This is a genomic window from Proteiniphilum sp. X52 (genome assembly GCF_003712195.1).
Lineage (GTDB): Bacteria > Bacteroidota > Bacteroidia > Bacteroidales > Dysgonomonadaceae > Proteiniphilum.
In genome coordinates, this window is sequence record NZ_RDSD01000008.1 from 40,748 (window position 1) to 64,174 (window position 23,427).

19 protein-coding genes, 1 tRNA gene and 2 pseudogenes are annotated in these 23,427 nt (G+C 45.7%); 13 read left to right on the forward strand and 9 right to left on the reverse strand.

All coding sequences use genetic code 11. The features are described from left to right. Positions 1–307: 307 nt before the first annotated feature. Both D7D25_RS08190 and D7D25_RS08195 read right to left on the reverse strand, forming a co-directional pair. On the reverse strand, positions 308–943 hold the full coding sequence (locus tag D7D25_RS08190) for an OmpH family outer membrane protein (protein WP_122968481.1): 636 nt from the start codon (positions 941–943) through the stop codon (positions 308–310). Positions 944–954: 11 nt separating this feature from the next. Then, positions 955–1,176, reverse strand: a complete 222-nt coding sequence (locus D7D25_RS08195; protein ID WP_122968482.1) for a hypothetical protein — start codon at positions 1,174–1,176, stop codon at positions 955–957. Between the two features lie 143 nt (positions 1,177–1,319). Between D7D25_RS08195 and D7D25_RS08200 the strand changes: the two genes are divergently transcribed. From D7D25_RS08200 to tatC, 4 genes are all read left to right on the forward strand, one after another. Beyond that, a complete protein-coding gene (locus D7D25_RS08200) occupies positions 1,320–2,783 on the forward strand; it encodes an aminoacyl-histidine dipeptidase (RefSeq protein WP_122968483.1) in 1,464 nt (487 codons plus the stop codon). Between the two features lie 11 nt (positions 2,784–2,794). After that, a complete protein-coding gene (locus D7D25_RS08205) occupies positions 2,795–3,829 on the forward strand; it encodes an endonuclease/exonuclease/phosphatase family protein (protein WP_185140238.1) in 1,035 nt (344 codons plus the stop codon). Positions 3,830–3,948: 119 nt separating this feature from the next. Further along, a complete protein-coding gene (locus D7D25_RS08210; protein WP_026327189.1) occupies positions 3,949–4,152 on the forward strand; it encodes a twin-arginine translocase TatA/TatE family subunit in 204 nt (67 codons plus the stop codon). A gap of 152 nt (positions 4,153–4,304) precedes the next feature. After that, a complete protein-coding gene (gene tatC, locus D7D25_RS08215; RefSeq protein ID WP_122968484.1) occupies positions 4,305–5,126 on the forward strand; it encodes a twin-arginine translocase subunit TatC in 822 nt (273 codons plus the stop codon). 38 nt (positions 5,127–5,164) lie between these two features. Here tatC and D7D25_RS08220 read toward each other — a convergent pair whose 3' ends face one another. From D7D25_RS08220 to D7D25_RS08245, 6 genes are all read right to left on the reverse strand, one after another. After that, positions 5,165–5,542 carry a RidA family protein gene (locus D7D25_RS08220; RefSeq protein WP_122968485.1) on the reverse strand — a complete coding sequence of 126 codons (378 nt, stop codon included), beginning with the start codon at positions 5,540–5,542 and terminating at the stop codon, positions 5,165–5,167. Positions 5,543–5,881: 339 nt separating this feature from the next. Further along, positions 5,882–6,619: a 23S rRNA (guanosine(2251)-2'-O)-methyltransferase RlmB gene (gene rlmB, locus D7D25_RS08225; protein WP_122968486.1), complete on the reverse strand. Its 738-nt coding sequence runs from the start codon at positions 6,617–6,619 to the stop codon at positions 5,882–5,884. Between the two features lie 3 nt (positions 6,620–6,622). Then, positions 6,623–8,284 (reverse strand): DNA repair protein RecN, encoded by a 1,662-nt coding sequence (recN, locus tag D7D25_RS08230; protein ID WP_122968487.1) that lies wholly within the window; start codon positions 8,282–8,284, stop codon positions 6,623–6,625. 9 nt (positions 8,285–8,293) lie between these two features. Next, the gene (locus D7D25_RS08235) at positions 8,294–9,199 is read right to left on the reverse strand and encodes a DUF4835 family protein (RefSeq protein WP_122968488.1); all 906 of its coding nucleotides are present in this window, start codon (positions 9,197–9,199) and stop codon (positions 8,294–8,296) included. A gap of 399 nt (positions 9,200–9,598) precedes the next feature. After that, positions 9,599–11,602 carry an OmpA family protein gene (locus tag D7D25_RS08240; protein WP_122968489.1) on the reverse strand — a complete coding sequence of 668 codons (2,004 nt, stop codon included), beginning with the start codon at positions 11,600–11,602 and terminating at the stop codon, positions 9,599–9,601. A 65-nt stretch (positions 11,603–11,667) separates the two neighbouring features. After that, on the reverse strand, positions 11,668–13,185 hold the full coding sequence (locus D7D25_RS08245) for a DUF4301 family protein (RefSeq protein ID WP_122968490.1): 1,518 nt from the start codon (positions 13,183–13,185) through the stop codon (positions 11,668–11,670). Between the two features lie 287 nt (positions 13,186–13,472). Between D7D25_RS08245 and dnaK the strand changes: the two genes are divergently transcribed. The 8 genes and pseudogenes from dnaK to D7D25_RS08295 all read left to right on the forward strand — a co-directional run bounded on the left by dnaK (position 13,473) and on the right by D7D25_RS08295 (position 21,311). Continuing rightward, a complete protein-coding gene (gene dnaK / locus D7D25_RS08250; protein ID WP_122968491.1) occupies positions 13,473–15,383 on the forward strand; it encodes a molecular chaperone DnaK in 1,911 nt (636 codons plus the stop codon). Positions 15,384–15,736: 353 nt separating this feature from the next. Next, a pseudogene (locus tag D7D25_RS08260) lies at positions 15,737–17,002 on the forward strand (ATP-binding protein); the annotation flags it as partial. 3 nt (positions 17,003–17,005) lie between these two features. Next, positions 17,006–17,455, forward strand: a pseudogene (locus D7D25_RS18510) (transposase). A gap of 103 nt (positions 17,456–17,558) precedes the next feature. Continuing rightward, the gene (locus D7D25_RS08275) at positions 17,559–18,155 is read left to right on the forward strand and encodes an outer membrane protein (RefSeq protein ID WP_122968494.1); all 597 of its coding nucleotides are present in this window, start codon (positions 17,559–17,561) and stop codon (positions 18,153–18,155) included. Between the two features lie 11 nt (positions 18,156–18,166). Further along, entirely contained in the window at positions 18,167–18,775 is a 609-nt protein-coding gene (locus D7D25_RS08280; RefSeq protein WP_148038890.1) for a hypothetical protein, read from the forward strand. 139 nt (positions 18,776–18,914) lie between these two features. Continuing rightward, positions 18,915–19,958: an outer membrane beta-barrel protein gene (locus D7D25_RS08285; protein WP_122968496.1), complete on the forward strand. Its 1,044-nt coding sequence runs from the start codon at positions 18,915–18,917 to the stop codon at positions 19,956–19,958. A 57-nt stretch (positions 19,959–20,015) separates the two neighbouring features. Beyond that, on the forward strand, positions 20,016–20,717 hold the full coding sequence (locus tag D7D25_RS08290) for an outer membrane beta-barrel protein (RefSeq protein WP_122968497.1): 702 nt from the start codon (positions 20,016–20,018) through the stop codon (positions 20,715–20,717). 198 nt (positions 20,718–20,915) lie between these two features. Next, the gene (locus tag D7D25_RS08295) at positions 20,916–21,311 is read left to right on the forward strand and encodes a hypothetical protein (protein ID WP_221407983.1); all 396 of its coding nucleotides are present in this window, start codon (positions 20,916–20,918) and stop codon (positions 21,309–21,311) included. Between the two features lie 493 nt (positions 21,312–21,804). Here D7D25_RS08295 and D7D25_RS08305 read toward each other — a convergent pair. Then, positions 21,805–21,888: transfer RNA gene (locus tag D7D25_RS08305), tRNA-Leu, on the reverse strand. A 353-nt stretch (positions 21,889–22,241) separates the two neighbouring features. On the opposite strand from D7D25_RS08305, the gene D7D25_RS08310 reads away from it, so the two are divergent. Further along, positions 22,242–23,324: a mannose-1-phosphate guanylyltransferase gene (locus D7D25_RS08310; protein ID WP_185140239.1), complete on the forward strand. Its 1,083-nt coding sequence runs from the start codon at positions 22,242–22,244 to the stop codon at positions 23,322–23,324. Positions 23,325–23,427 lie beyond the last annotated feature (103 nt).

The window sequence follows — 23,427 nt, forward strand, 5'->3', positions numbered from 1 at the left end:
CTATTCTCATCTCCCTTCTCAACACAAACTTCTTGGAAGCTGTTTTGAATTTTTTCATCCATTGTTTTTTAGCCATTTTTTGATGGATTTGGATTTTCATTGATTGAAATGTGGCGGGCTACTTAAAAGAAATGAAAGTTCAAAGGCGCGAAAAAGGGCAAAAAACAATATGAAAGAGTGGAAAAACAAGCGTGAAATAATTACTCGTAAAATTCAAAACAGTTTCTTAATTCACATAAAATAAAAAAAGGGCGAAATCACACAGTGACATCCCCTTTTACCCTGTCTTAAAAACCGCGAGACAGGCTTATTTTTCCGAAGTGGCGGCTGCTGTGGCCGGACCGTACTTGCTATTCAAAAAATCAACCACTTCGTTGGTAATGTCATATTTGTCTTCGGCTAGCAGGATCGTACTGGTGGTCCTGTTGCTGAATATAATCTCATAATGCTTGTCGCTGTTGAATTCCCTCATTCTTGCCCTGATGGTGTCTTCCATCTGGATATTCAGTTTTTCCTGCTCTATCATAAATTCCTGTGTCAACCGTTCGGCCAACTGCTGGTATTCCTGATCCATCTGCATTATCCGGTTTTGTTCCTGCTGCGCTCTTTCCGTGCTTAAGAACGCGTTGTTGCGTAGTTTACGCTCAAAATCGGCGGCGGCATTACGAATCTGCCCCTCTCTCTGATTCAACGTTGCCCGGGTGCTCTCCTGCTTTCTCAACAGCGATTCGTTCAGGTCCTTGGCAAAATTATAATTCATCAACAATGAATCCACATTCACATAACCGATTGGCAATGTAATGGAAGAGTCGTTAAGCAAACTGGTAAGATCTTTTTGCGCGGATCTGCCGTTGGATGGTTTGGATGTAAAATGTAAAACGTAAAGAATAATGATTGCGACCGCCAACACTCCGCCGACGATGTAAGGAGTAGAATTCTTCATTTTTGAGAGATTTAAATATTTTCTGATTTCAACATTTTCTCTATCGGACTTTCTCTTCTGCTTATCTCCGCGTCCTGGGATGTGGCGCAATGGATTCCTTTATCCTGCAAAGGCTTGCTATCACCAATATGGAGGCTGGGAAACTCTCCGTTTTTGGTAAAGAAAACACGTATCCCCATCAATAGAATAGCAATAAACAGAATAGCAAAGCCTAAAATGAGTATTTTTATCATAATGATGTTTTTTGATGCCGCAAAGATACTCTAATTAGCCAATTAAACCATATTTTTTGGAATTAAAGATATTAAATTTTTGTCTATCCCCCATTTTTCTTGTACTTTTACCCACTTTATAAGCCTTCTAAAATAAAATAATTATGACGATAACAGATTTACAACCTTCGGCCATCTGGAATTATTTTTACCAGATCACACAAATTCCAAGACCATCCAAGAAAGAGGAGAAAATTCTCGCCTATCTGCTCGATTTTGCCCGTGAGCATGGTTTAGAAGCAAAGCAGGACAAAGTCGGCAATATAGTAATAACCAAGCCCGCCACTCCGGGGAAAGAGAATATTCCCACGGTGATCCTGCAGTCGCACGTGGATATGGTCTGCGAGAAAAACTCAGATGTGACGCATGATTTCGATAATAATCCCATAGAGACCATTATCGACGGGGATTGGATAAAGGCAAACGGCACCACCCTAGGGGCTGACAATGGCATAGGCGTGGCCGCGCAGTTAGCTGTGTTGGCCGCTGATGACATTAGTCACGGTAAAATCGAGGCGCTCTTCACTGTGGATGAGGAGACAGGACTGACAGGCGCTCACTCGCTCGACAAAAACCTTCTCACCGGGAGTATTCTGCTCAATCTCGACACGGAAGAGGAAGGTGAGATATATATAGGATGTGCGGGGGGAAAAGGCACGAAAGCCTATTTCAAATACAAGGAAAAAGAGGCGCCAAAGAACTATTTCTGGTTCAAGGTGCAAGTAAAAGGGCTGCGTGGGGGTCACTCCGGCAGTGATATCGACAAGAAACTGGGCAATGCCAATAAAATACTCACCCGCTTTCTGCACTCCATTACAAGAAAAAAATATGGCATGGTCCTCTCCGAAATAGAAGGGGGAAATCTACACAACGCCATTCCCCGGGAAGCTTACGCGCTCCTGGGAGTAAAAGAGAAATACAAAGAAGAGATAAGGGTGAAACTGAATACTTTTCTGGCTCAGGTGCAAGAAGAATACAAACATACCGATCCCGGTCTCGACATTCAACTTGAGTCTGTGCAGATCCCTTCAAAAGTGATCAACAAGAAGACCGCCGAGAAACTGATTGGCGCGTTGTATGCCTGTCCCCATGGCGTTATCGGGATGAGTTGCGATATCCCGGGACTGGTGGAGACATCGACCAACCTGGCATCTGTGAAGATGATTGACAACCACCTGGTGGAAGTCGGCTCCAGCCAACGCAGTTCCGTCGAGTCGCAGAAAGAGTATGTGGTGAATATGGTGTCTTGTGTGTTTGAACTGGCCGGTGCAAAAATAATCCATAATGACGGATATCCGGGATGGCAACCCAATCCCGACTCCGATATCCTGAAACACGCGCAAAAAGAGTATGAAGCGCTGTTCGGGAAAAGCCCTAAAGTAAAGGCTATCCATGCAGGCCTTGAATGCGGCTTATTCCTCGAAAAATATCCTCATCTCGACATGATCTCCATCGGGCCGGATATGACCGATGTGCATTCACCCGACGAAAAAATGAAGATTTCTTCCGTGGGTAAATTCTGGGATTTCTTGGTAAAGATCCTGGAAAATATGCCGGCTGAGAAATAAGCCCTAAAACAATGCGCCATTTCTTCATTCTCGGCCTTCTACTCATCATCCATACTACGGGGGTCGTTGCGCAAAACGACTTCCGTATTATGTTTTACAACGTGGAAAATCTGTTCGACACCCATGATGACCCGTTGAAGGAGGACGACGATTTCTTGCCGGATGGTTTTATGCGGTGGACCTCATGGAAGTATTGGGAGAAACTGCGGAATATTACCCGTGTGGTTACAGCTGTCGGCGGCATGCAATCTCCCGCATTGATCGGGCTGTGCGAGATAGAAAACGACTCGGTGCTTTTCGACCTCACAAGACGATCGTCCTTGCGGGCACAGGAATATGATTATATTATTACCGATTCACCGGATGGTCGGGGGATCAATGTGGCATTGCTCTATCAGCGTGATCAATTCAAGCCTTTACAGACCAGCGAATACGAAATAAAGTTCAGAAGCGAAAAAATCAGGCCTACACGCAATATTCTCCACGTCACCGGAGAGCTGCTCAATGGAAATCTCCTCGACATTTTCGTCTGCCATTTCCCCTCACGCAGCGGTGGACAGCGGGAAAGCGAGCCCGCGCGTGTGGAGGCGGCGGCTCTTCTGAAAGACAAGGCGGACAGCTTGCTTATTCGCCGCGAGAACGCCCATATTGTCATTATGGGAGACTTTAACGACCATCCTGATGATAAAAGCCTTTCTCAAGTATTGGGAGCGGAAAGCCTGATGTCACCGCTCCAAAGGGATCGGTTATACAACCTTTTCCGTCACCGGACAAAAGAAGCTGAATATGGCACTTACAAATATCAGGGGAAATGGGAGATCCTCGACCAGTTTATTGTCAGTGGGAATCTCTTAATGGAAGGAAGCCGCATTCGCGTGAAGGGCAATGAAGCCCATGTCTTCAATGCCGGTTTCCTGTTGGAAGATGATGAGAGGTATTACGGTAAAAAACCTTACAGGACGAGTGCGGGGCCACGCTATATAGGCGGATTCAGTGACCACCTGCCCGTTTATATGGATCTGGTTCTCATTTTGGAGAATCATTAAACCGGCCTTGCATATTTTTTCAAACTTTATCATAATATTTTCTTTATATCCATAAATAAGTTCTATATTTGTATTTCGTAGCAATTGGGACGTATAAACAAATTAAACATAACGCACTTATGAATCCATTACTTATCAACTTAAACGGATGGGAAATACCTATCATAGTTTTGGTTATCCTGATTCTTTTCGGAGGGAAAAAAATACCCGAATTCATGAAAGGTCTCGGAAAAGGCATCAATAGCTTCAAAAAAGGATTGAAAGATATTGAGGAGGATATCAAGGCTGAACCGACAGAAAACAATTCATCATCAAATAATTAAATAGCCGTGGAAGAAGCCTGCCTGATCATTCCGGCCGGTTCTTCTTTCATGCTATCATCAGTGCCACATAAGATTTATCATTTCGAAGGCAAGACTGGTAAAATCCGTTTGTCTTCGGGTGTTTACATGTCTATTATATAGCGCAGAAAGAAATGCCAGAGAAAGAAATGTCTTTTTGGGATCATCTGGAGGAGTTCCGATGGACCATTATACGTATCATCATTGCTGTGATTGCTTTCTCTGTCGTGGGTTTCATCATTATCCCGAAAATCTTTGACGCCATCATCCTTGCCCCCCGCTCGTCGGATTTTATTACCTACCGTTTTTTTGAAAAGGCGAGTGAATATATCCCATTCCTGCCGGATTTTTCAGCGGATGCGTTTGCGGTAAGGATGCTCAATATCAACATGACCACGCAATTTATGACCTATATCTCTACCTCATTGATGTTTGGCGTGCTCTGTACCATTCCTTATATCCTGTATGAAATATGGAAATTTATAAGCCCCGCACTCTATGAGAATGAGGCGAAAGGGGTGAAAACCGCTTTCGGATTCGGGGGGTTCATGTTTATCATAGGTTGCTTGGTGGGTTATTTTATCGTATTTCCCCTGATTTTCCGTTTCCTTATCACCTTTGAGTTGAGCGAATCCATTGAGAATTCAATCTCGCTCGATTCCTATATGAACAACTTCTATACCCTTATCCTGATCATGGGACTGGTATTTGAACTGCCGCTGGTATTTTGGTTGTTGTCAAAACTCGATTTGATCTACCGTTCTTTTTTCCGGAAATTCCGTCGCCATGCCGTCGTAGGCTCCCTCGTAGCCGCGGCGCTAATCACTCCCTCGGGAGATCCCTTCTCCCTTTTCGTGGTGACCATACCCATATACATGCTATGGGAGATCAGCGCCTTTATGGTAAAGAAAGATCCACCTGAAGAAGAAGAAAATCTCCCGGCTGTATTCGAGTAGGAGTCTCTGAAGCTGGCCCGATCATTTCCCGGGGGGCTTCATTTCACGGCAATCACTTCTATTTCTACCAGCGCATTTTTCGGGAGAGCTTTTACCGCAAAGGCCGACCGGGCCGGAAAAGTACCCGTGAAGCAACTGCCGTAGACTTCGTTCATCTCCGCGAACAACGACATGTCATCCAGAAAGACCGTCGTTTTCACAATATTATCCATCGTAACGCCGGCTGCTGTCAGCACCGCTTCTATATTCCTGAATATTTGAGCGGTCTGCTCTTTCACACCACCAGCAACAATATTTCCGTCCGATGGGTCAATAGGTAACATCCCCGACAGGAACAACATCCCGTTCGCTTCTATAGCCTGGCTGTAGGGACCTATAGCCGCAGGCGCACTGTTTGTTGAAATAACTTTTTTCATTTTTTTGAAATTTGAGATTAGAAATTAGAACTGAGAACTGAGAACTGAGAACTGAGAACTAAGAACTTAGAACTGAGAACTTAGAACTAAGAACTAAGAACTTAGAACTGTCAACGATGTGATGATAGGTAACAACTAAGACTGAGAACTAAGAACTAAGAAATTAGAACTAAGAACTGAGAGCTGAGAGCTGAGAATTCAGAAGAGTGAAGTGGAGAAGGCCATTATTCACATTATTCACATTATTCACATTATTCACATTATTCACATTATTCACATTATTCACATTATTCACATTAGTCTCATTGCCATTAATCATCACATCAACACATCATCACATCAACACCTCCTCTGCCTAACCACCTCATAGATCAATACTCCAGCCGCGACGGATACGTTGAGTGACTGGATTGTTCCGGATTGAGGTATCCTTACCAGCTCGTCGCAAATGCGAAGATGTTCGGGAGCCACACCTGTGTCTTCAGATCCCATCACAATGGCGGCCGGCACGGAAAGGTCGGACTCGGTGTAAAAAGAGGCGGCTTTTTCGGTAGCGGCCACCACTTTTATTCCGCTGTTTTTCAGAAAGCCGATTGCTTCCTTCAGGCTATTCTCCCGGCAAACCGGGACAGAATGTAACGCGCCGGCGGAAGTTTTTATCGCGTCGGCATTCACTGAGACGCTTCCCCTGGCAGGGATCACAATGGCATCCACACCTGCCACCTCACAGGTGCGCGCGATAGCGCCGAAATTCCGCACGTCGGTCAGTCCGTCCAATACCAAGATAAACGGGGTTTTGCCCTCTTCATAGAGCAACGGTACGATATTTTCCAGTTTCTGATAGGTGACAGCCGAAGTGAACGCGATTACACCCTGATGGTTCTTGCGGGTGATACGGTCTATCCGTTCCACGGGCACTTTCCGCATAGGTATCTCATCACGGCGGAGCCGCTCCTGCAACTCCATGAACAGCTCACCCGACAGTTCGCGCTTTACCAGCACCTTGTCTATATCCTTTCCGGCCTCTACCGCCTCAATAACGGCACGAATGCCGAAGATCATCTCTTTTTCCTTCATATTTTAATTTCTGTTCAGCATCACCTTGGCATTTTCGATTGCCTGTTCCGTGATTTCCGCACCGCTCAGCATGCGGGCAATTTCCTGCACCCGCTCTTCGGGAGTCAGCTCTTTTATTTTTGTGGTTACTATATAACCCGAATCCTCCTTATAAACCAGGAAATGGGCAGTTCCCTTGGAAGCGATCTGCGGGAGATGTGTGATGCCGATCACCTGCATTCTGGCACCCATCCCTTCCATGATAGTCCCTACTCTGTCGGCCACTTCGCCCGATGTGCCGGTATCGATCTCGTCAAAAATGATGGTCGGCAGTGAAGTCGCCCCTGCGATCATCGCCTTGATGCACAACATCAGACGCGACATCTCACCACCCGAGGCGATTTGCGAGACAGGCTGCAGCAACACGTTCTTATTGGCCGAAAAGAGGAACTGCACACTATCGGCACCTGTGGCATCAGGGATGTCTTTGGATTTGAAATCGCACTGAAACCTCACATTGGGCATCCTCAGGTAAGCGAGCCTTTCTACCAGCTCCTTCTCAATACGAGGCGCGGCCTTCTTTCTCTTTTCACTTAACAGGCCGGCTTTCGCCATCATTGTTTTCCGCTTCTCTTCTGTCTCCCTTTCCAATGCCTGCAGCCGTTCGTCGAGCGAATCGATATTTTCGAGCTTCCGTCCCATTTCGTCACGCAAAGCGATCAACTCTTCCACGGTAGCCACGGAATGTTTCTTCTGCAAGTCGTAGATAGCGCTTAATCGCTCCTCCAGCAATTGCCTGCGACCGGGATCAAACTCCACCTCTTCAAAACACCCGGTTATCTCCTCACGCACATCTTTCAGTTCGATAAAGGCGGAATCTACCCTGGCCACCAATTCAGATAACTTTGGATAGAACCGTTGTACATTATGGAGCGTATCCGCGACTGTCCTCAAGAGTGACTCCACACTCCGCTCCTCTTCTGAAAGAAGCGCCGTGGCGGTATAAAGCCCTGTCTTGATCTCCTCGGCGTGTGCAACGGCCTCCAATTCCTCTTCGAGTTGGCCCTGTTCATCCGGTTGCAGGTTCATTTCCGCGAGCGCGGCATATTGAAATCTGAGATAGTCTTCCTCTTCCCGGTTTTTACGGGATTGCTCCCGGAGATCGTTCAATGCTGTTTCCGAGGCTCGACACGCGGCATACGCCACACCATAGTCGGCACGCTCCATCTTTGTGCCGGCCAGCAAATCCACCACGTTCAACTGAAAAAGATTGTCGTTCAACGACAAGTTCTGGTGCTGGGAGTGTATGTCGATCAACTTGTCTGCCAATCCTTTCAGGTCATTCAGGTATACAGGCGAATCGTTCACAAAAGCACGTGATTTCCCGTTACTCCATATCTCCCGTCGAAGAATACACTCATCACCTTCATAGACCCAATCCATCTCTTCAAAAAAAGGCGCGAGATCATAGGCCGAGACGTCAAAAACTCCTTCTATGACACATTTTTCGGCATCCTGCTTGATCTGTTTCACATCGGCACGTTGCCCGAGGATCAGTGAGAGTGCGCCAAGGATGATCGATTTGCCCGCCCCCGTCTCACCTGAGATCACTGAAAAGCCGGGATCAAATCCGATCCTGAGAGAATCGATCAGTGCAAAATTCTGTATGTATAACGATTTTAACATATGTTTTATTTATCTCAACCGCTCCAATTCATTGTTACGGGCGGGATATAATTTCAAAAGGGCCTCATGTGCCTGTTTCTTTTCCCGGACATCGGTTTGGGAAAGAAGATTTACCATCTCCTCGAGTTTGGCATCGCCAAAAAGCTTTATCAGCACGCTGGTCGGACGTTTGGCTTGCAGCGCCGACAAGAACAGTACTGAAGAAACTATTTTTTCCGATCCCGGTGCGCCGTTTGCGGCCGGCACATCCAATCCCTGCCGGTGATAATCGAACCACATATGCCGGTAGCCTTCCAGTGCCCCGTCGTTAAAAGCTGCGGCGATAGCCGGACGGTTCCGGTTGCCGCGGCGATCCCATCCTTTCCATCCGTGGGATTGCGCATTGACAGCGATCAGTTCCATATTGCGGAAACAAGATGTGCCACCTAACGAAGAGCGGGAGTCAAGATCGAGTCCCAAAATCAGATAGGCATAATATGCGATGATTGCCGTCAGGTTCCCCTGAATAAAATTGAGATCAAACTGCAAGGATTGATGTGAGGTATAGTCGAACTCCATCTCAGTGTCGCGCACATTCAGCATGGGAGTGCTGTGGTCACTCTTCTCTACCGGTCGGTGCGACTGCACATACAACTCACCCTTAAAGGATCCGGAAGAAAGTGCCTCGGTAACAACCAAGGTGAAAGAACAATTTACCCGTTTACCCGCCAGAAGCGGGCTGTCCGTCCATCTACGCCCGTTGATAAAAGTCCGCAACGCCTCTTCAAGAGTATCAAACACCTGCCTGTGGGTGCCCTGAACCCTGGAGCTATTCACTTTTACAAAAGCACTCAACTCCTGCGCGGAAAGCGGAGATATCCCCGCAGCCGTAAAAAACAGGCTCACCAGCCAACAATACATTTCCCGTCGACTCATACCTCTAACACTCAGATATCTTACACATAATCTTCTTTTTGCCCTATTGCCGTCGCCGTTCTAATTCCGGACCAATTTTATCCGTGAATAATATACCCGCAAATGGTCGTATGCATGTTGAAAGATCGTACCTGGCATATCCTTCCAAATGGACACGTTGAAAATCCCCCCTTTTCATCCCGATATTCTACCTCCATCCAGGCCAAACCATGATTTCCAGCTTTCTTTCGGCAAAGGGTATAAACCCCGTCAGATTGAAAGAGCTGACCATAAGAAACCACACTGCCGTCAGCTTACACTGCATTTGTCCTGACTTCGGAGATATTTTGTATGCCCGTTACAAAAATCATGTTCCAAAGGTAGTAAAATCCTTTTGAACATATCAGGTTCTGCAGGTTATTAATGCAATCCGAATTGGTGATCGCCCACTTCGAATGATGTCCTGCGGTTAATCTGGTCGGTAATCTCTTGTTGATCAGCCGTAAGGGTTTTGATAAACTCTTCGGTCAGTAAATCTCCCTCTTTCAGAAAATCAAATTGTTCCGCTATCTTTTTTGTCACTCTCACCGGTCGGGTTTTACCAAAACCCTGGGCAGACAAGCGTTGTGAGTCGATACCGTGAGCGATGAGGTAGTCCGCTACCGATTGCGCGCGACGGAAGGAGAGGTCGAGATTATACTCATCCGAACCTTTCCGGTCGGTATGGGCCGCAAGTTCTATGCTGACGGATGGATGATCGTTGAGCAGGGCTATCAACATGTCCAGTTCTTCCTCCGATTCCGGTCGTAAAGTAGCGCTGTCGAAGTCGTAAAATATATTTTCCAATATTACCGGTTTGTGATAAGGTATCATCTCAAAATCGACATAGTAGAGTGTATCCTTTTCGGCGGGGTCAGTCAATAATCTCTGCCGTTGATTGAGGAAGCCATCAGCAGAAGCCATCAGCAGGTAATCCACTCCCCTATGGGCCTTGAAGCGGTATTCCCCTTCTCTTCCGGTCACGGAGCGGAATTGCGATCCGTCGCTTCCCACTGCGGTCACACTGGCCCCCGGGATGAATTCATCCTCCGGATCCACCGCAAAGCCTTCTATCCAGACGGTCACTTCGGGATAAACGAAAGAGTAGATATGGTCATACCCCCGCGCATCATTCCGGTTAGAACTGAAAAATCCCTTCTCTGCTTTCGGTTCGAACGTGATTCCAAAATCATCAGCCGGCGAGTTGAGCGGGCATTGCAGGTTACGCACACGCCACCGACCTGTCTGCCTGTTTGCCTGTCTGCCTGTCTCCCCTCCGGACGCGACCGCCACGAACATGTCCAGTCCACCCATCCCGGGATGCCCGTCGGAAGAGAAATAGAGTGTGGTGTCATTTCGCAGATAGGGAAAAAGCTCGTCACCTGGCGTATTGATATCCGGTCCCAAGTTCTCTACAAAAAGGATCTCGTGATTGTTTCCGATTGCCGCCCGCCAGATATCTTTGCCGCCATAGCCTCCCGGCATATCGGAAACAAAATAGAGGTAACGTCCCGACGGGGAAATTGCCGGGTGAGCAAAAACCGACAACGAATCATTCTTCACAATCTCCAAAGGCATGCCTTCACCCCATCTGCCGTTCACCCACCGGGAAAGATGGATGTTTGCGGTAGTAGGCCGGTTGGCATCAACACCACTGAAAGTATAATACATCCACTCCCCATCTTGGGAAAAAGAAGGGGTGCCCTCGTCATTGCCGGTGTTGACACCCGAGTTTATCCGTTCCGGCCGCTGCCATTCCCCGTGTACGTTTTTGACTGAACGGAAAAGGTCGTTGTATTTCATTCCGGTAATGGGACTGTTCTCCTCACCAAGCGACTCTTCCCTCGAAGAAGCAAAATAGAGACGGTCTCCCCCCTGCGAAAGCATCGGACTGAACTCCCCCCGGTTAGAATTGAACAATTCCATCCTCTCCACAATATGCCTGGTGGGATTTTTATTCCATTCCTTTGCCAGTTCCACCCCACGAAGTCCGTTCCGCGCCATCGGATCGTCCGGGCGGAATGCCAGGAATCGGCGATATGCTTCAGCCGCGTCCTCGTAATTCCCTTCCCGATGCAACATCCGGGCATAATGGAAGTACATGATGGTGTCGGGATACCCGTAACGGATGGCATTCGTGTAAGCGGCTATGGCCCGGGCAGGCTGACTGAGCCTGCGGTAGTTCTCGGCCATCTCGAAAGCGATGATTCCCCGTTGTACCCGTTCCTCACGCGGGGTATTGCGGTATAATTTCCGGTAGGTCTCGCTTGCGGCATAATATTCCCCACGCAGGTACTGTTCCCGTGCCACACTCAGTCTTGCCTGATCACACGAGGGCAGTAGCCACGCCACAGCCAACAAAGTATATAGAACACGAAATTTCAAGCCTGTCGTTTTGGCTGTAAACGGCTTTTTTTGAAAAATATTGTGTAATGACTGAATAGCTCCCCTTACTGGTGTTCCGGCCGCAACAGGTCGTTCACTGTCTTCACCGGATTGAAAGTGGAAACAGGCACTTCCACGAAAATAGTGTTCCAATCACTCATGGCTCCGTTCCATAATCCGGGCAGTTCCAACGCTTTGAGTTCTTTTCCGTTCTTCGACTTGTAGGATATGAATCCGGTATTTCGATCCACAAATTTCGTCAGATTGTATTTGTTTCCCTGATTGCATTTCACGCCACACACCACATCCACGGGATTAAAATGGGAACCGTTCCTGAATGCCTCCATTGCGGCGGGATCATTCTTATCGATCTGGGAACTTTCCAGTATTTGAAGAGAAGCGGTTCCGTCGGGATTGACAGCGATGAAAGGTCCGCCCCCCGGTTCTCCTTGGTTTTTCACCATGCCACAGACCCGGAAAGGGCGGTCGAGTTTCCTCTTCAGGTATTTTTTCAGTTCATCCTCCGAGGCAAATTCTCCGGGACGGGAAATCGACAGTTCCTTCTCGGTGAAAGCCAGCATCTCTGCCAGTTCCTCCGCGGTAGCTTCTCCTGATTCCAGCCGGTTGAGGTAAGCATGTGTGCGTTGTTGCATGGTGACAAGAACACCTGCCAACAACCTTTTATAACGCGCTTCATTCTCTTTCAACCTGTCAGGAACCACATTGTCGATATTTTTTATAAAGATCACATCAGAATCGATATCGTTCAGGTTCTCAATCAGCGCGCCATGGCCACCGGGGCGAAACAGGAGGGAGTTGTCCTCATTTCTGAAAGGTTCATTGTTCATATCCACGGCGATGGTATCGGTAGCCGGTTTCTGAATACTATATGATACCGAGAAGGTCGCGCCCAATTTGAATTCGTAGTTTAGTTTCCTGGCCGCCACCAATAATTCAAACATCTCTTTATGTTCGGGCGACACGGTGAAATGCACACTCACCTCTCCGGATTTATTCCTGGCATAGTATGTTCCTTCGGTAAGATGCTCTCCCACAGGAGTCCGATTCCCCTCGGGATATTTGTGGAAGAGGAGCAGTCCCTTGGGCAAGCTCCCATATTCCATTCCTCCAGCATCGAGCAATGCGGAAACCACATCTTTATATCGTCCTTCTTGACACAATGTCGCGATATCTCTGGCAAATAAATCCTTACATGTCTCATCAAGCGAACCGAAAAATGCAAACCGCTGTATCTTATCAAAGAATTCCTTCTCAAACGGTGTGGTGGGCACATCATAATCAGCATCCCAAAAGGCAAACAAATCCTTAAACATACGGCTGGCCGCCCCGGAAGCCGGCACAAATTTCGTCACTTTTTTCCCACTACCCAGAAAATCCTGCCAGGCATCCAGATACACCTTTTCCTCCTCTTCTCCCACTTTCATTATACCCTTCCCTACGGAAGCAGCAGCTACGATGGAAAGATAGGGAAATCCTGTGGCAAAATAATTCAGTTGCGTGTCGATTTGATCCTGGGTGATTCCTTTTTCACGCAGTAATTCCAGGTCTTGTTGTGTATACATAGCGCTTGGGTTTAGAATTGTTATCTTTTTAAACAAAAGGGTAGGCAAAAACCTTACCTCCTTCTTTAATCTTTATTTACCAAAGATAGAGATTATTTTTTTAAATGAGGGCCATGAAAGCATAAAATTAAAAACCGTCATATTGGCAGAAACTTCATTGCTTCAAAAATTTGGCACAACATTTGAGAGAGGAATAATGAGTTGAAGCAGACCGCCGATGACCGGGGGATTTTTGACAAACAAATTAAAACAGGAAATAAATCATAAAAATAACAACACAATAAATTATGGGAAAAATAATAGGAATAGACTTAGGGACAACCAACTCGTGTGTTTCCGTCATGGAAGGCAACGAACCCGTTGTAATCCCCAATAATGAAGGAAAACGAACCACACCTTCGGTGGTAGCGTTTATGGAAAACGGCGAACGCAAAGTGGGCGACCCCGCCAAGCGACAAGCCATTACCAACCCCAATAATACAATCTCCTCCATTAAAACATTCATGGGGGAAACTTTCGACCAGGTGCAGAAAGAGACCGGACGTGTACCTTATAAGGTGGTGAGGGGAGACAACAACACTCCGCGTGTGGATATCCACGGCCATCTTTATACCCCGCAGGAAATTTCGGCCATCATATTGCAGAAGATGAAAAAAACAGCCGAAGACTATCTCGGACAAGAGGTGAAAGAAGCGGTGATTACCGTGCCGGCATACTTTAGCGACGCCCAACGTCAGGCTACCAAAGAGGCCGGAGAAATTGCGGGACTCACTGTCCGTCGTATCGTTAACGAGCCGACAGCCGCCGCGCTGGCTTACGGACTCGACAAGCAAAACAAAGACTCCAAAGTGGCCGTATTCGACCTCGGTGGTGGCACGTTCGATATCTCCATTCTCGAATTGGGCGACGGTGTTTTCGAAGTGAAATCTACCAATGGCGACACCCACCTGGGAGGGGACGACTTCGACCATCGCGTTATCGATTGGCTTGCTGATGAATTCATGAGGGATGAGGGAGTGGATCTGCGTAAAGACCCGATGGCGCTTCAACGTCTGAAAGAAGCGGCAGAGAAAGCAAAGATCGAGCTCTCAAGCGCTACCAGCACCGAGATCAACCTGCCTTACATCATGCCGGTGAATGGTATCCCCAAGCACTTGGTAAAAACGCTGTCACGCGCCAAATTCGAACAACTGATCGACGATCTGTTGCAGAAATGTAAAGAGCCGTGTCTGACAGCAATGAGAGATGCCGGATTAACCAACTCCGAGATCGACGAAGTGATCCTCGTGGGTGGTTCCACCCGTATACCCGCTGTACAGGATATGGTGGAAAAACTGTTCGGAAAGAAACCCCATAAAGGTGTAAACCCCGATGAGGTAGTTGCCGTTGGCGCCGCTATCCAGGGAGCCGTGCTGACAGGAGAAGTAAAGGATGTTCTTCTGCTGGACGTAACCCCGCTTTCCCTCGGGATCGAAACGCTGGGCGGGGTGATGACCAAGCTGATCGACGCCAACACCACCATCCCGACGAAGAAGAGCGAGACATTCTCGACCGCGGCTGACAACCAACCCTCCGTACAGATCAATGTATTGCAGGGTGAACGCTCCATGGCGCGTGACAACAAACAGATCGGCGTGTTCAACCTTGACGGTATACCGCCCGCACCGCGTGGAGTACCTCAGATCGAAGTGACCTTCGATATCGATGCCAACGGTATCCTGAGCGTTTCCGCCAAGGACAAGGCTACGGGCAAAGAGCAGAAGATCCGTATCGAAGCCTCTTCAGGCCTGAGTGATGATGAGATCAAACGGATGAAAGAGGAAGCGGCCGCCAATGCCGAAGCCGACAAGAAAGAGAAGGAGCGTATCGACAAACTGAATCATGCAGACTCGCTCATCTTCCAGACTGAAAAACAGTTGACAGATCTGGGCGACAAGATACCTGCCGACAAGAAAGCGCCGATTGAAGCAGCCCTCACCAAACTGAAGGAAGCCCACAAAGCACAGAACCTCGAAGGTATCGACGCGGCGACCAACGAGTTGAATACAGCCTTCCAGGCCGCCTCGCAGGAGATGTACAATGCCTCCAATGCACAAGCCGGCCCGCAGCAGCCCGGAGCGGACGCGGGGCAACAGTCGCAGGGCAACAATCAGCCCAACGACGATGTCACAGATGTAGACTTCGAGGAAGTGAAGTAAAGTAGATTAAAATCGATAATCAAATATTAGCAAACCGCAGTAAACATATGATTTACTGCGGTTTTTGTTTTTCACAATTATTGAAAATAATATTTGTAGATTGTTTTTTTACCATATATTTGTACCATATTTGTGCGGGGCGCTAATTGGAGAGCATGTGGGTCTTTAAATCTGGTTCTTCCGGAATTTGGAGTGATAGCTATTTGCATCTAATTTGGAGTTACATACGGAAGAAGGACAATATAATTATGTGGTATAATTGCTGGCTGATGTCAATGGAATGTCTATAAAAGTGGCAAAATACAATGGATTTGACCGTGTTGACTTGATCCAGCTACGGAAAAGAATGTTTCAAACTCTTATTGCAGATTGCCAATATCCGGACGGATGGAAACATTCTCCCTCAGCCCATCATGACAGTAGAAAAGTTCCATTTTGATGAGGGGGACGTATTGGTTGCAGAAGTTCAGCCCTCAGAATTTCCTCCTGTACGTTATCGCGGGCGCGTTTGGGTACGTGTGGGGCCTCGAAAGAGTACTGCAACAGAGGCAGAAGAAAAGATACTTACCGAAAGACGGCACTCCAACGTTCATACCTTTGATGCCATGCCTTGCCTGGAAACGAGCATTGACGACTTGGATGTATCTCTCATTCGTAAGGAGTTTTTGCCCAAGGCAGTGGCAGAGGATGTTCTCGGTGAAGACAAACGAGATATTACGGATCAACTTGTCTCTCTTGGCTTATATGATTTGCGTTATAACTGTCCGACTAATGGAGCTATTGTCCTGTTCGGAAAGAATCCTGAGCGACACGTACATGGGGCGTATATTCAATATGTACGCTTCAAGGGGAAAGATCGTTCGGGTGATATTCTCAATGAACATAAGTTTAGCGGTAATCTTTGCAAGGTATTGCCTAAGATTGATGCTTTTGTCGAGACAAGTATCTCACAAAAGCGTCCCATTCCCATAAGTGTACTTCGGGAAGAAACAGTTTCCAAGTACCCATACTGGGCTACTCGAGAGTTGTTGATGAATGCCATTATGCACAGGGATTACGAAGGGAATGCACCTATTCAGTTTTATGAGTACGATGACCGCATCGAGATCCAAAACCCTGGCGGCTTATACGGCAAGGTCAGTCCCGACAATTTCCCCAATGTTAGCGATTATCGGAATCCCTTTATTGCCGAAGCAATGAAAATCTTGGGCTATGTAAACCGATTCAGCCGTGGAGTCTATCGAGTTCAGAAGGAGTTGGAAGAAAACGGTAACGGACAAGCCTATTTTGATTTTTCATTAATTACAGCTTTTCGAGTAGTTGAGAACGTCTCTCAAAAGTATTTTGAAGAAGGCTTTGGAGGAGAAACTGTCCAAGAAAAGCCTAGGAAAGACCCAAGAAAAGCCCAAGAAACTACCCAAGAAACTACCCAAGAAACTACCCAAGAAAGAATTTTAGCAGCTATTCAGGCAAAGCCTGAAATTACTCAAAAGGAGTTGGCTCAATCTATCGGCATTACTCTTGATGGCATTAAATATCATATTAAGAATATGACTAAGCAAGGACTCATCAAGCACGAAGGCTCTACAAAGGCTGGAAAGTGGATAATAATCAAATAGAACGTGAAGAATGTATTAAAGAGAGGCAAGTATCTGTTTTTGAAAGATAAAATGAACTTTACAGACAAGCAATCGATTGCTTTCGAGGCTATCTCGAAGGCTAATTACGAAGTTTCCCGGGCTTGGAGAGTAAAGGAAAATTTCAGAGACATCGCCTTTCGTCAAAACAGGTTGGACGCCCTTGCGATATACTCATTTTGACGTTTGGATGCCCTAAGAGCCAATATCAAAGAAGTTAATCAGGTAGTGGATATGTTCGACAGACATCAAAACGGAATTCTCAACGCAATAGAAACAGGCTCAACAAATGCAAGAGGCGAAAGGCTAAACAGTTCAACACAAAAGATAAAATCAATAGCAAGGGGATACAGAAATGATGATAATTTCAGAATCGCAACACTGTTTTTTTCATGGAAATTGAGATATGTATCCGTAAATGTGGAGTCATATTAAAAATCATAGGGCCATAAATAAAATTAAATGCAATTAAAGTGCTCGGTTATTGCGGGCTAATACACACAAAATAAAAAACTAAACACTTTAAAACAACTATTTTATGAAACGAATTTATTTTATCAGCCTTTTATTGTTTGTGTGGGCAACTACCTTTGCGCAAACGGAAAGAGGGAAATTTATGGTTTCAGGCAGAAGCTCGATTGATTTTATTTATTCCAACACGAAATTTAAAGGGAGCAGTATCCAGAGCAGTGAAGCGACCGGAGAAACGTACAATTTTAATATCGCGCCTGCCTTGGGTTATTTTGTAGTTAATGATTTTGGCATATCGCTGCAAACGTCGTATGCCATCAGTAATGGCAATACGGATAGTCAAATGTCGCAATTTTCTGTTCTACCCGGTGTCATTTACTATGTTCCCACCGGAAGTATCGTTCGCCCATTTGTTCAAGCCGGTGGCGGATATGTGAATATTAGTACAAAGATTCCGTTGTCGAGCGGAGGAAAAGCCACTAATTGGTTCAACGGATATATGCTGGCGGGCGGTGTAGGCGTGGCTTTTTTCGTGAGAGAAAACATCTCTATTGAGTTAGCAGGACAATATGCGTCTGTTAAGACCAGTTTTTCCGGTGACTCTTCCATTAAAATGAATATGGATGGGTTTTCAGGCAGTATCGGTTTCTCTCTTTTCTTTTAATATCGGCAGTTATGAAAAACAAAATTATAGCAATTTCATTGATGGCGTTGTTTGCCTGGGCAAACCTTCAGGCGCAAACAGAAAAAGGCGGGTTTATCATCGGAGCAGGCGGTTCGGTTGATGTGTCGAATACCAAGGTAGGACTTTCGGGCGCTCCTTCCAAAACAAGTAACACTACCATCATTATTAAGCCCGAAGTGGGGTATTTTCTTATTGATGACTTTTCTGTGGGGTTATCCTTTTCAGTAGAGGGTTACACAGGCGACGCAGGAGGCGCTCATGCCGATTTACTGTCCGAGTTTAAGTATTTTTTCAAAGGAACCAACTTTCGTCCTTTTGTGAAAGTAAATGCAGGATATAAATATAAAGATTTCTGGGGACTTTTCGCACAAAGTATACCTGTAGGCGATGTTCAGGGATTTGCGTTCGGCGGCGGGGCAGGGGGCGCTTTTTTTGTGAGAAATAATATTTCCATCGATTTAGGATTACAATACCTGCACTCAAATTTAAAACGATTCAGTGTGCCTTATTCAAGTTTCGGTCCGATAAAAGAAGATAATCCGCTGAAAGCCAATATGAATGAGGTAAAGGTGTATGTTGGCTTTTCGATATATTTGTAAAGAAGTTCAGCCGGGGCTGTGTCAAAAGAGATATGGAAGAATTTCCTCATTTAAATCAACACAATATTTCAAATAAACAATTATATTTGCACGACATATTTCAATGCTATAATTAATAAAGACACAACAGCTTAATAGGATGAAAAGCATAATACGTTTAATCGTTCTGACCGTATTATCCGGTCTGATGTTTTCCTGTGCGCCCAAAGTGGTGACACAATTAATTAAAAGTTATCCGCCTTTGCCCGAAACCGAAGAAGTAATTGTTTATGAACGTGAAAAAGATGACACCGTTCCTGCCGGCGCCGAAACAATAGGCAATATTGCCGTGGTGGATAACGGCTTTTCGACAAAAGCAAAAGGATCGTTTGAGCAAGTGGTGGAACTGGCATCGGAAGAAACCCGCAAAAATGGCGGAAACGGACTGCTGATAACCGACCACCTGAAGCCTTCGTTCTGGGGAAGCACCATTCATCAGATAGCCGGCGTAATGCTGAAAGTTGATACAACGGACACGGATTTTGTCTCTTCGCGCGAAGCATACGTGAGCATTCAGGAAGATAACGAGCGCAAGCGCATCAACATTCCCGTACACACTCTGATGATAAATACGGGCTACGGCAATCTTGGCGGGAACACGGATGGATTTGGTTCCGAAGAGAAAAAAATGGTGGATAAACTGCATCAGGGCATTACCTGGGATGTTCGGTATTACTATCATCACAAAGGATTTCCCTATGGCGTGGGATTAATGGTGTCGCAGTTTTATTCCAGTCCGTTTCAGGAGTTGGTTTACAACAATATGAAAAACAACGTGCGGTTAGATTACGCCGGCTTGTCGTTTGGATGGCGCAACGCTTTTTCTCCCAAATGGATAGGCTCACTGTATTTTGGACTTGGATACCTGGGAATTATGCAGAAATTCTCAAATCCCGGCAATCCAAGCGAGTACGGTACCTTGACCGGATCAACCGTAGGCCCGCATTTTGGTGTGGGGTTTGAATATCAGGTTTCCAAGCGCATCGGCATCGGTGTCGATCTTACAGAAATAAGTGGTTATTTAACTTCCGTCAATTACAACAACCTGACCAGAGACCCTTCGTCGCCCGAAATCAGTTCCGAAAACAGGTTAAACGTTAGCCGCATAAATGCCACCGTGGGGGTGAGGTATTATTTGAAGTAGTGCCAATAGCTCCAATTTTAACTGAAATAATGAACATCTTTATCCATTATCACCAATATGAAACTAAAAATTTTGACTGTTTTATGTGTGCTGAGCAGCATTCTATCGGTGAACGCACAGGAACTTCCAAATGTAAGAATAAACATTACAGGCGGATACAGCCGTTTTTTGGTTACCGACCTTAACTCCGAAATAGGAGATAAGTTTATCAGGGACGACGCTTTCAGGAAAGTTGACCGACAAGGGAAATGGGGATTAAACGTGGAGGGAAACGTTCATTACATCTTCAACAACGGATTAGCTTTGGGAGCAAAATACCGTTATATGATGGTGGATGTTCCGAAGACGGATTTGCTGTACGATGCCGGACAAGACCATTATGGCGTGGTGTCTCTCTCGGAGAACAACGATATAATGTTTATCGCACCGTCGCTTATGTATGCCCATTGGCTTGATAGAAACGGAAAGTTGTTGGCTACGGGAGCTTTATCGGCCGGTTATGTCCATTTAGAGAGTAAAGGATCCGTAGATGCAACAACGGCTATGTTCTCAGGGAATAATGTGGGGTTTCAGGCAGATTTGGGAGTCGATTACTTTCTTACCAAAAATATTTCGGTGGGGATAAGTACGGGTTATTTTTATTCCAAAATAAAAGAAGTAAAGGTGAATTTGAGTGAAGTCAAAACCAAACTGCCCGAAGACGCGCAACCCAATCTATCGAACATTAAGCTGAATCTCTCCTTATCGTTAAACTTTTAGAAGCTGTTTTGAATTTTTTCATCCATTGTTTTTTAGCCATTTTTTGATGGATTTGGATTTATTGAAATGTAGCGGCCACTTAAAAGAACTGAAATTTCAAAGGTGCGAAAAAGGGCAAAAAACAATATGAAAGAGTGGAAAAACAAGCGTAAAATAATTACTCGTAAAATTCAAAACAGTTTCTTAAAATCAATGGCAATGAAAACCTGTAAAATTATTTCGATACTCGTTCTGCTGACCATGGCTTTTTCCTGTTCCGAAACGTATGTTATGCAACAGGCGTCCGAACCTTCTTATGTGGTATATCCGGGAGTGTTTGAAGTAAAGCAAACCGGAGGAAAATTTGTTACCGGACAAATCTCCAAAACTGCTTTAGAGGGGGGCGAATATAAGATCATCGCTTTTCCCAATGCGCTTCAACTCAAGTCGTATTATGTGAAAGCCGATGCGCAAGGGAATATCTCCCTTGAGTATAAACTCGAAAAATCATTCGATGTAACATCCGGTCACGATGGCGTCATTATCGGTGTTATGCAGATTACCACCTTGAAACACAATAGAATTCTTAATGTTCCGGTTGGCTATTTGCCTTAACCCATAAATCGATTATTGAAGACTAAATAAAGAACTGAGCGCCGCTTCTGCTCGAATCCTCCGATGGATGGACAAGTTCCTTTCGCGTGTGAAAGAGAAAAAAGACTGCAAGTGTGTTGAAAAACGACAAAAGAGGAGTGATATGGAAAAGCTCAAAGAGATTGGCAAACTCGAGTGAATAGGTAGTAACAAAGATAGCTATTGGAAAATAAAATAACCTCAAAATCATGGATTATCGAAAAATCAACACCCATATTATTCCGCTCTTATTGCTTATAGCGGGTGAGAATTTGCTCCAACTTGATAAATACATCGAATGCTATATGCGAAAGCTACCTCTTCCAAATAATATGACACCCATCAAAACGAAGAAACAAAACAATAACGACTTAATGTTTTTGACACCCCTAAAAATGCGGACAAATTGCGGACACGGAGAGCAAAACAAAAACGCTAAATATTTTATTATTAAATATTTAGCGTTTTAAAATCGTACCCAGAGCCGGGATCGAACCGGCATGGAAGTGAATCCACTGGTGTTTGAGACCAGCGCGTCTACCAATTCCGCCATCTGGGCATTGCCAAAAAGTGGATGCAAAAATACGCATATTTTTGGTATTTTGAAATAAGTTCCCATTCTTTTTTGCAGATATTCGATCAATCCGTGTTTTTAATTGGAGTTTTGATCGCCTGAGGTATGTTCTGATATCTTTTACGGATATTTTTTGGATCACTTCCTATGATTTTCATGTTATGTTTCTGGCTGCTTCAGGATGTTGTTTCCGTTTTGTTTTGTATCTTTAAAGGCAAATTTGAGGAGACCATAAACAAATTGTCGCGGAAGGATGTTATTTAACTAAAAAGGAACCCGTGCAAAGAAAAAGTAGATAAAGGTGAAATTCATTTTTTTAAACATATATAATCTTAGGAATGAGAAACAATCATAATTATTGTGTAATCATGAGCGGCGGGGTGGGAAGCCGCTTCTGGCCCTTCAGTAAAGAGGGAAAACCCAAACAGTTTCTTGATTTTTTCGGAACAGGACGGTCGTTGCTGCAAAGTACTTTTGACCGGTTCAAGCAAATAGTTCCGGCAGAGAACATATACATTGTGACGAACAACGCATACGCTGAAATGACGAAAAAGCAGTTGCCCGAGCTGAAAGATAACCAGCTTTTGCTGGAGCCCATCAGGCGAAATACTGCTCCTGCCATTGCTTACGCTTCTTTCCGGATAAACGCGATCGATCCCAAAGCGAATATAGTTGTCGCTCCGTCGGATCACCTGATCATGAATACTGACGAATTCGTGGCCGATATTCAAAAGGGGCTGGATTTTGTAAACACCAATCCGGTCTTACTCACGCTCGGAATCAAACCCAGTCGTCCCGAAACAGGCTATGGCTATATTCAGGTGAATGAGGAGGAGACGGGTGGAATACATAAGGTGAAGGCGTTTACCGAAAAACCTAATTTGGAACTGGCCAAAAAATTTGTCGATAGCGGTGAGTTTGTATGGAATTCGGGTATTTTCCTGTGGAATGTAAACACCATCCTGGATGCTTTTAAAAAGTACCTTCCGGATATCAACCAGAAGTTCAGCGAGGGAAAAGAGGTGTTTAACACGCCCGGCGAGAAAAAATTTGTCGATGCGAGTTTTCCGTTTTGTCCTAATATATCCATCGATTATGGTATCCTGGAGAAAGCGGACAACGTATATGTGAACATCTCCAACTTCGGGTGGAGCGACCTGGGAACCTGGGGCGCCCTGCATGAAATCTCGGATAAGGATGGGGAAAGCAATGCCAGCCTGCACTGTAAAACCCTGTTTGTCGAGAGCAACGATAATGTCGTCGCGATGAGTGAAGACAAACTGGTCCTCTTGCAGGGTCTTGACGGCTATATCGTCGCCGAGTCGGACAACGTGCTGATGATCTGCAAGAAAAGTGAGGAACAGCGGATCAAACACTTCGTGACGGATGTGAAATTCCGCTACGGAGACGAATACGTTTAACCCGCCCGGAATATAAACCGGTATTGCTAAGGGTCAGGGTGGCTGCACCTGCCGATACCCAAGCTCATGTGCCTGGCCGAGCGCTCTTCAATAGCCGGGGCAT

Excerpts from the sequence above, each read along its gene's own strand:
- D7D25_RS08190 (WP_122968481.1), bottom strand. The coding sequence starts at position 943 with ATGAAGAATTCTACTCCTTACATCGTCGGCGGAGTGTTGGCGGTCGCA.
- D7D25_RS08195 (WP_122968482.1), bottom strand. The coding sequence starts at position 1,176 with ATGATAAAAATACTCATTTTAGGCTTTGCTATTCTGTTTATTGCTATT.
- D7D25_RS08200 (WP_122968483.1), top strand. The coding sequence starts at position 1,320 with ATGACGATAACAGATTTACAACCTTCGGCCATCTGGAATTATTTTTAC.
- D7D25_RS08205 (WP_185140238.1), top strand. The coding sequence starts at position 2,795 with ATGCGCCATTTCTTCATTCTCGGCCTTCTACTCATCATCCATACTACG.
- D7D25_RS08210 (WP_026327189.1), top strand. The coding sequence starts at position 3,949 with ATGAATCCATTACTTATCAACTTAAACGGATGGGAAATACCTATCATA.
- tatC (WP_122968484.1), top strand. The coding sequence starts at position 4,305 with ATGCCAGAGAAAGAAATGTCTTTTTGGGATCATCTGGAGGAGTTCCGA.
- D7D25_RS08220 (WP_122968485.1), bottom strand. The coding sequence starts at position 5,542 with ATGAAAAAAGTTATTTCAACAAACAGTGCGCCTGCGGCTATAGGTCCC.
- rlmB (WP_122968486.1), bottom strand. The coding sequence starts at position 6,619 with ATGAAGGAAAAAGAGATGATCTTCGGCATTCGTGCCGTTATTGAGGCG.
- recN (WP_122968487.1), bottom strand. The coding sequence starts at position 8,284 with ATGTTAAAATCGTTATACATACAGAATTTTGCACTGATCGATTCTCTC.
- D7D25_RS08235 (WP_122968488.1), bottom strand. The coding sequence starts at position 9,199 with ATGAGTCGACGGGAAATGTATTGTTGGCTGGTGAGCCTGTTTTTTACG.
- D7D25_RS08245 (WP_122968490.1), bottom strand. The coding sequence starts at position 13,185 with ATGTATACACAACAAGACCTGGAATTACTGCGTGAAAAAGGAATCACC.
- dnaK (WP_122968491.1), top strand. The coding sequence starts at position 13,473 with ATGGGAAAAATAATAGGAATAGACTTAGGGACAACCAACTCGTGTGTT.
- D7D25_RS08275 (WP_122968494.1), top strand. The coding sequence starts at position 17,559 with ATGAAACGAATTTATTTTATCAGCCTTTTATTGTTTGTGTGGGCAACT.
- D7D25_RS08280 (WP_148038890.1), top strand. The coding sequence starts at position 18,167 with ATGAAAAACAAAATTATAGCAATTTCATTGATGGCGTTGTTTGCCTGG.
- D7D25_RS08285 (WP_122968496.1), top strand. The coding sequence starts at position 18,915 with ATGAAAAGCATAATACGTTTAATCGTTCTGACCGTATTATCCGGTCTG.
- D7D25_RS08290 (WP_122968497.1), top strand. The coding sequence starts at position 20,016 with ATGAAACTAAAAATTTTGACTGTTTTATGTGTGCTGAGCAGCATTCTA.
- D7D25_RS08295 (WP_221407983.1), top strand. The coding sequence starts at position 20,916 with ATGAAAACCTGTAAAATTATTTCGATACTCGTTCTGCTGACCATGGCT.
- D7D25_RS08310 (WP_185140239.1), top strand. The coding sequence starts at position 22,242 with ATGAGAAACAATCATAATTATTGTGTAATCATGAGCGGCGGGGTGGGA.